General features: G+C 51.2%; 1 protein-coding gene and 5 pseudogenes. 3 read left to right on the forward strand and 3 right to left on the reverse strand.

The window, feature by feature from the left end; genetic code table 11:
• The coding region (locus tag BFF42_RS10070; RefSeq protein ID WP_047199581.1) for a leucine-rich repeat domain-containing protein at positions 1–1070 on the reverse strand (1070 nt) is incomplete at its 3' end.
• A gap of 91 nt (positions 1071–1161) precedes the next feature.
• On the opposite strand from BFF42_RS10070, the pseudogene BFF42_RS10075 reads away from it, so the two are divergent.
• Positions 1162–1248 (forward strand): annotated as a pseudogene (locus BFF42_RS10075) (transposase); the annotation flags it as partial.
• Between the two features lie 9 nt (positions 1249–1257).
• Here the strand turns inward: BFF42_RS10075 and BFF42_RS27660 are convergent.
• A pseudogene (locus BFF42_RS27660) lies at positions 1258–1338 on the reverse strand (hypothetical protein); the annotation flags it as partial.
• A gap of 210 nt (positions 1339–1548) precedes the next feature.
• Here BFF42_RS27660 and BFF42_RS10085 point away from each other — a divergent pair.
• Together BFF42_RS10085 and BFF42_RS10090 are read left to right on the forward strand one after the other, a co-directional pair.
• Positions 1549–1638: pseudogene (locus tag BFF42_RS10085) on the forward strand (DUF1175 family protein); the annotation flags it as partial.
• A gap of 23 nt (positions 1639–1661) precedes the next feature.
• Positions 1662–5467: pseudogene (locus tag BFF42_RS10090) on the forward strand (MG2 domain-containing protein); the annotation flags it as partial.
• 8 nt (positions 5468–5475) lie between these two features.
• Here the strand turns inward: BFF42_RS10090 and BFF42_RS10095 are convergent.
• Positions 5476–5917, reverse strand: a pseudogene (locus tag BFF42_RS10095) (IS3 family transposase); the annotation flags it as partial.

Genomic DNA, 5917 nt, shown 5'->3' on the forward strand with positions numbered 1-5917 from the left:
TTTTCCAGCCATGCAGCGACCTGTTCACGGAATCCGGAGGTATTGCGTGCAGAGACGGTATCGGAAAGGCGGTCAAGGAACGCGGAAAAGGTGTTGGCGTGCTCTTCATGTTCAAAAGCATGCCATATCTGTGATACATCAGATTGTTTGTTTTCCGGGAACCATGCTGTCACGGCATCAGCCAGGGGGCGATGGAGTGTATTCTGTTGTCCGTCACTCATGGAGAAGTAAATCCGTGGGCCGTGGTAGTCCGGCGAAGAGGTTAATCTTTGCAGGGCTTGCAGAGTGCGAGTCGACAATGGATTGTTATAAATATTAACATCTGCATAAATGTGCAGATTCATGATACTGTCTGGCAATGTGTTCAGCTGATTGTTAGGGATATATAGTGATTGCAGACGTTGTGGAAGTTCGGGCAGTCTGTGTAGTTGGTTTTCCCCAACGTTTAAAAGCCTCAGATTTTGAGGAAGGGGCGGTAGCTCTTGTAATCTGTTATCAAAAGCACTTAGTTCCTGTAGTTCACATGGTAATTCTGGTAAGGCAGTAAGCTGGTTGTTGCCAACAGAAAGTTTTTGTAGAGCCGGGGGAAGATCAGGTAGCGTCTCCAGGCTATTGAGAAGGGCTGAGAGTGACTGCAAGGAAGATGGAAGAGAAGGTAAACATGTTAAAACTCTGTTAAGTGAAACATCAAGAGCGACCAGGTGAGGCGGAAGAGCCGGGAGCCTGCTCAGTCTGTTATCGCTGGCTTTAAGTACAGTTAAGGACGGAGGGAGTTCTGGCAGAGAGCGTAGCTCATTGCTAGAGATGTTAAGTTCTTGTATGTGCGGGGGCAGGTATGGGAGAGAGCGTAATCTGAGTAAACTTAAATTGAGGGCTGGCTCTTGAAAAGCCAGACATATTTTCAGTAATCGAACTGCCTGTGTTCGGTCTTCTGTTGCAGCACCTTCCTTGGCCCAGTTATCCCAGATGCGGTGATAATCCGTGATATTTTGCTCTTCTACGGATAAACGGGATATACATCCTAAACCACAAAAGGAGCGGAAAAAAGAAGGATTGTGGGCAGGTTTCATTTATTATTGATCCTCATTGTTTATATATTAATATGTTCGTGCAAATGGAGTGAGGATTCTTTAAAAAAACGCTCCTGTAAATAGTTAAGAACAGGAAGAACTGTTGGGGATGTGGCTGGCCGAAAATGAAGGGGTGAAGTTCTGGCTCAATGTGCTGACTGAACTGAAAAAACGCGGTTGGTCGCCCTACCTTTTCATCAAGCCAGTAGTCTGCCCACCACTGCATCATTTCTCTGCGCTTATCGAGATACTGAGCATGGTTGTAAATTCAACTAACCCAGTGCGTTGACAAAAAATTAGCGCAAGAAGACAAAAAATCACCTTGCGCTAATGCTCTGTATCAGGTCACTAATACCAGCTAAGTAGTTGATTCATAGTGACTGCATATGTTGTGCTTTGTCGCATTTTGTAGTCTATTATTTAATCTGTAACAACGATAATACAATGAATTTTAATTGGTTTTTGTGATTTTGTCTTTCTTCTGACATGGAAGGACACCCGATGGATACCCAACGATTCCAATCCCAATTTCATTGGCATTTATCGTTTAAATTTTATGGCGCGATAGCAGCGTGCTTGTCTCTGTCTCTTGTGGGAACAGGGCTTGCTAATGCTGATGATTCGCTTCCTTCCAGTAACTATGCGCCGCCCGCCGGGGGAACATTCTTTTTGCTTGCTGACAGCAGTTTTAGCAGCAGTGAAGAGGCGAAAGTGCGACTGGAAGCGCCGGGGCGTGATTATCGGCGCTATCAGATGGAAGAGTACGGCGGCGTGGACGTTCGCCTGTATCGTATTCCTGACCCGATGGCATTTTTGCGCCAGCAGAAAAACCTGCATCGCATTGTGGTGCAACCGCAATATCTGGGCGACGGGCTGAACAATACGCTGACCTGGCTGTGGGATAACTGGTACGGCAAATCTCGCCGCGTAATGCAGCGTACTTTCTCTTCTCAGTCACGGCAGAATGTGACTCAGCATTACCCGAATTACATCTCGGCAATGCCATTATTAAACCTTCCCGTTATGTACAGAACAACCAGTTTTCCCCGCTGAAAAAATATCCCTTGGTGGAACAGTTCTGTTATCCACTATGGCAGGCTAAACCGGTCGAGCCGCAGCAAGGGGTAAAACTGGAAGGCGCATCCAGCAATTTCATCTCGCCGCAGCCGGGTAACATTTATATTCCTCTCGGCCAACAAGAGCCGGGACTGTACCTCGTCGAGGCGATGGTTGGTGGGTATCGGGCGACGACGGTGGTGTTTGTTTCCGATACCGTGGCTCTTAGCAAAGTGTCAGGCAACGAGCTTCTGGTGTGGACCGCGGGTAAAAAACAGGGTGAAGCGAGCCCGGCTCAGAGATCTTGTGGACTGACGGTCTTGGCGTGATGACCCGCGGTGTGACCGATGACAGCGGTACCTTGCAGTTACAACATATATCGCCAGAACGTTCATACATTCTGGGTAAGGATGCTGAAGGCGGCGTTTTTGTCTCCGAGAACTTCTTCTACGAAAGCGAAATCTACAACACCCGCTTGTATATTTTTACCGATCGCCCGCTATATCGCGCAGGCGATCGTGTCGATGTTAAAGTGATGGGCCGCGAGTTCCACGATCCGTTGCATTCATCCCCCATCGTCAGCGCCCCGGCGAAGCTTTCGGTGCTGGACGCTAACGGCAGTCTGTTGCAAACCGTCGATGTCACGCTGGATGCGCGCAATGGCGGGCAGGGAAGTTTCCGCCTGCCAGAAAATGCCGTTGCCGGAGGTTATGAGTTACGTCTTGCTTACCGCAATCAGGTCTATAGCAGCAGTTTTCGCGTGGCAAACTACATCAAGCCACATTTCGAGATTGGTTTAGCTCTCGACAAAAAAGAGTTCAAAACTGGCGAAGCGGTCAGCGGCAAACTGCAACTGCTCTACCCGGATGGCGAGCCGGTAAAAAATGCCCGCGTGCAGTTAAGTTTGCGCGCTCAGCAATTATCAATGGTCGGTAACGATTTGCGTTATGCCGGACGTTTCCCCGTGTCGCTGGAAGGCAGCGAAACGGTGTCCGACGCCAGCGGTCATGTGGCGTTAAATCTCCCCGCCGCCGATAAACCGAGCCGTTATTTGTTAACCGTCTCCGCCAGTGACGGCGCGGCGTATCGTGTCACCACCACCAAAGAGATCCTCATTGAACGCGGTCTGGCGCATTACTCATTAAGTACTGCCGCACAATACAGTAATAGCGGCGAGTCGGTTGTGTTCCGTTATGCCGCGCTGGAATCTTCAAAACAGGTTCCTGTTACGTATGAATGGTTGCGTCTCGAAGACCGCACGAGCCATAGCGGAGAGCTACCGTCAGGCGGCAAATCCTTTACCGTCAATTTCGCTAAACCTGGCAACTACAATCTGACATTACGCGATAAAGACGGCTTAATTCTCGCTGGGTTAAGTTATGCCGTCAGCGGTAAGGGCAGCACGGCGCATACGGGTACGGTAGATATCGTGGCGGATAAAACGCTGTACCAGCCAGGCGAAACCGCGAAGATGCTGATTACCTTTCCGGAGCCAATTGATGAAGCATTATTGACGCTGGAACGCGATCGCGTGGAACAGCAGTCGCTGCTTTCGCATCCGGCAAACTGGCTAACGCTACAACGTTTAAACGATACCCAGTATGAAGCCCGGGTTCCAGTGAGCAATTCCTTTGCGCCTAACATCACTTTTTCGGTGCTGTATACCCGTAATGGTCAGTACAGTTTTCAGAACGCCGGGATCAAAGTTGCCGTTCCTCAGCTTGATATCCGGGTGAAAACGGACAAAACCCATTACCAGCTTGGTGAACTGGTCAATGTCGAATTAACCTCGTCGCTGAAAGGTAAACCTGTTTCTGCGCAGCTAACGGTAGGCGTGGTCGATGAAATGATCTACGCGCTGCAACCAGAAATCGCGCCGAATATCGGCAAATTTTTCTATCCGCTGGGGCGTAACAATGTGCGTACCAGCTCCAGTCTGTCGTTTATCAGCTACGACCAGGCGCTCTCCAGCGAGCCGGTTGCGCCTGGCGCAACTAACCGCAGCGAGCGGCGAGTAAAAATGCTTGAACGTCCACGGCGTGAAGAGGTGGATACCGCGGCATGGATGCCGTCACTCACAACCGATAAACAAGGCAAAGCGTATTTCACGTTCCTGATGCCTGATTCGTTAACCCGCTGGCGTATCACCGCGCGTGGGATGAACGGCGACGGGCTGGTCGGGCAGGGGCGTGCTTATCTGCGTTCGGAAAAAAATCTCTACATGAAGTGGAGTATGCCAACGGTGTATCGCGTGGGCGACAAACCGGCGGCAGGACTGTTTATCTTCAGTCAGCAGGATAACGAACCGGTGGCGCTGGTGACTAAATTTGCAGGCGCTGAGATGCGCCAGACGCTGACGCTGCACAAAGGGGCGAATTATATTTCGCTGGCGCAGAATATTCAGCAATCTGGCTTGTTAAGTGCAGAACTGCAACAAAATGGGCAAGTGCAGGACAGCATTAGCACAAAACTGTCTTTTGTGGACAACAGCAGGCCCGTTGAACAGCAGAAAAATGTCATGCTCGGCGGTGGCGAGAACGCGCTGATGTTGCCCGCTCAGTCTCGCCTGGCGTTCGCTTGCCGATCATCAAAGTGCCGCCGCTAACGACATTCGTCAGATGATTCAGGATAACCGTCTGCGGCTGATGCAACTGGCGGGGCCCGGAGCGCGCTTTACCTGGTGGGGTGAAGATGGCAATGGTGACGCCTTCCTTACGGCATGGTACGCCGACTGGCAGGCCAGCTAGGCGCTCGGCGTAACGCAACAACCGGAATACTGGCAGCATATGCTCGACAGTTATGCCGAGCAGGCGGATAACATGCCGTTATTGCATCGGGCGCTGGTGCTGGCGTGGGCACAGGAGATGAATCTGCCGTGCAAAACGTTGTTGAAAGGGTTGGATGAAGCTATCGCCCGGCGCGGAACTAAAGATGAAGATTTCTCTGAGGAAGACATCCGCGATATCAATGACAGCCTGATCCTCGATACACCGGAATCTCCACTGGCAGATGCGGTGGCAAACGTCTTAACCATGACGTTGCTGAAAAAAGCGCAGTTGAAGTCCACGGTGATGCCACAGGTTCAGCAATATGCGTGGGATAAAGCGGCAAACAGCAATCAGCCGCTGGCGCACACGGTTGTGCTGCTCAATAGCGGTGGTGACGCTACCCAGACGGCCGCTATTTTAAGTGGTTTGACCGCTGAGCAATCCACTATTGAGCGAGCGCTGGCCATGAACTGGCTGGCGAAATATATGGCGACAATGCCTCCAGTTGTTTTGCCTGCGCCTGCGGGCGCATGGGCTAAACATAAGTTAACTGGAGGGGGCGAATACTGGCGTTGAAGTGGTCAACAAAAACTGGCCACCGAGTTAGAGTTTTTCCAGTATCGATTTTCCGATTCGTTTGGGGTAACCCACCACCGGCATCCATTCGTTCTTCAGACTCCTGAAGAAGCGTTCCATTGGGCTGTTATCCCAGCAGTTTCCGCGCCGGCTCATACTCTGTCTGATCTGGTATCGCCACAATAACTGCCGGAACTGCCTGCTCGTATAATGACTGCCCTGATCGCTGTGGAACATCACCCCGCCGGGCTTACCACGGGTTTCCCATGCCATTTCCAGCGCTTTCATGGTGAGCCTGCTGTCCGGCGAGAACGACATGGCCCAGCCCACTGGTTTTCTTGCGAACAGGTCGAGAACAACGGCGAGGTACGCCCAGCGCTTACCCGTCCAGATACAGGTCACATCACCGCACCACACCTGATTTGGCTCGGTCACGGCGAACTGCCT

It is taken from the genome of Shigella sp. FC1661 (assembly GCF_001712525.1).
Classification (GTDB): domain Bacteria; phylum Pseudomonadota; class Gammaproteobacteria; order Enterobacterales; family Enterobacteriaceae; genus Escherichia; species Escherichia coli.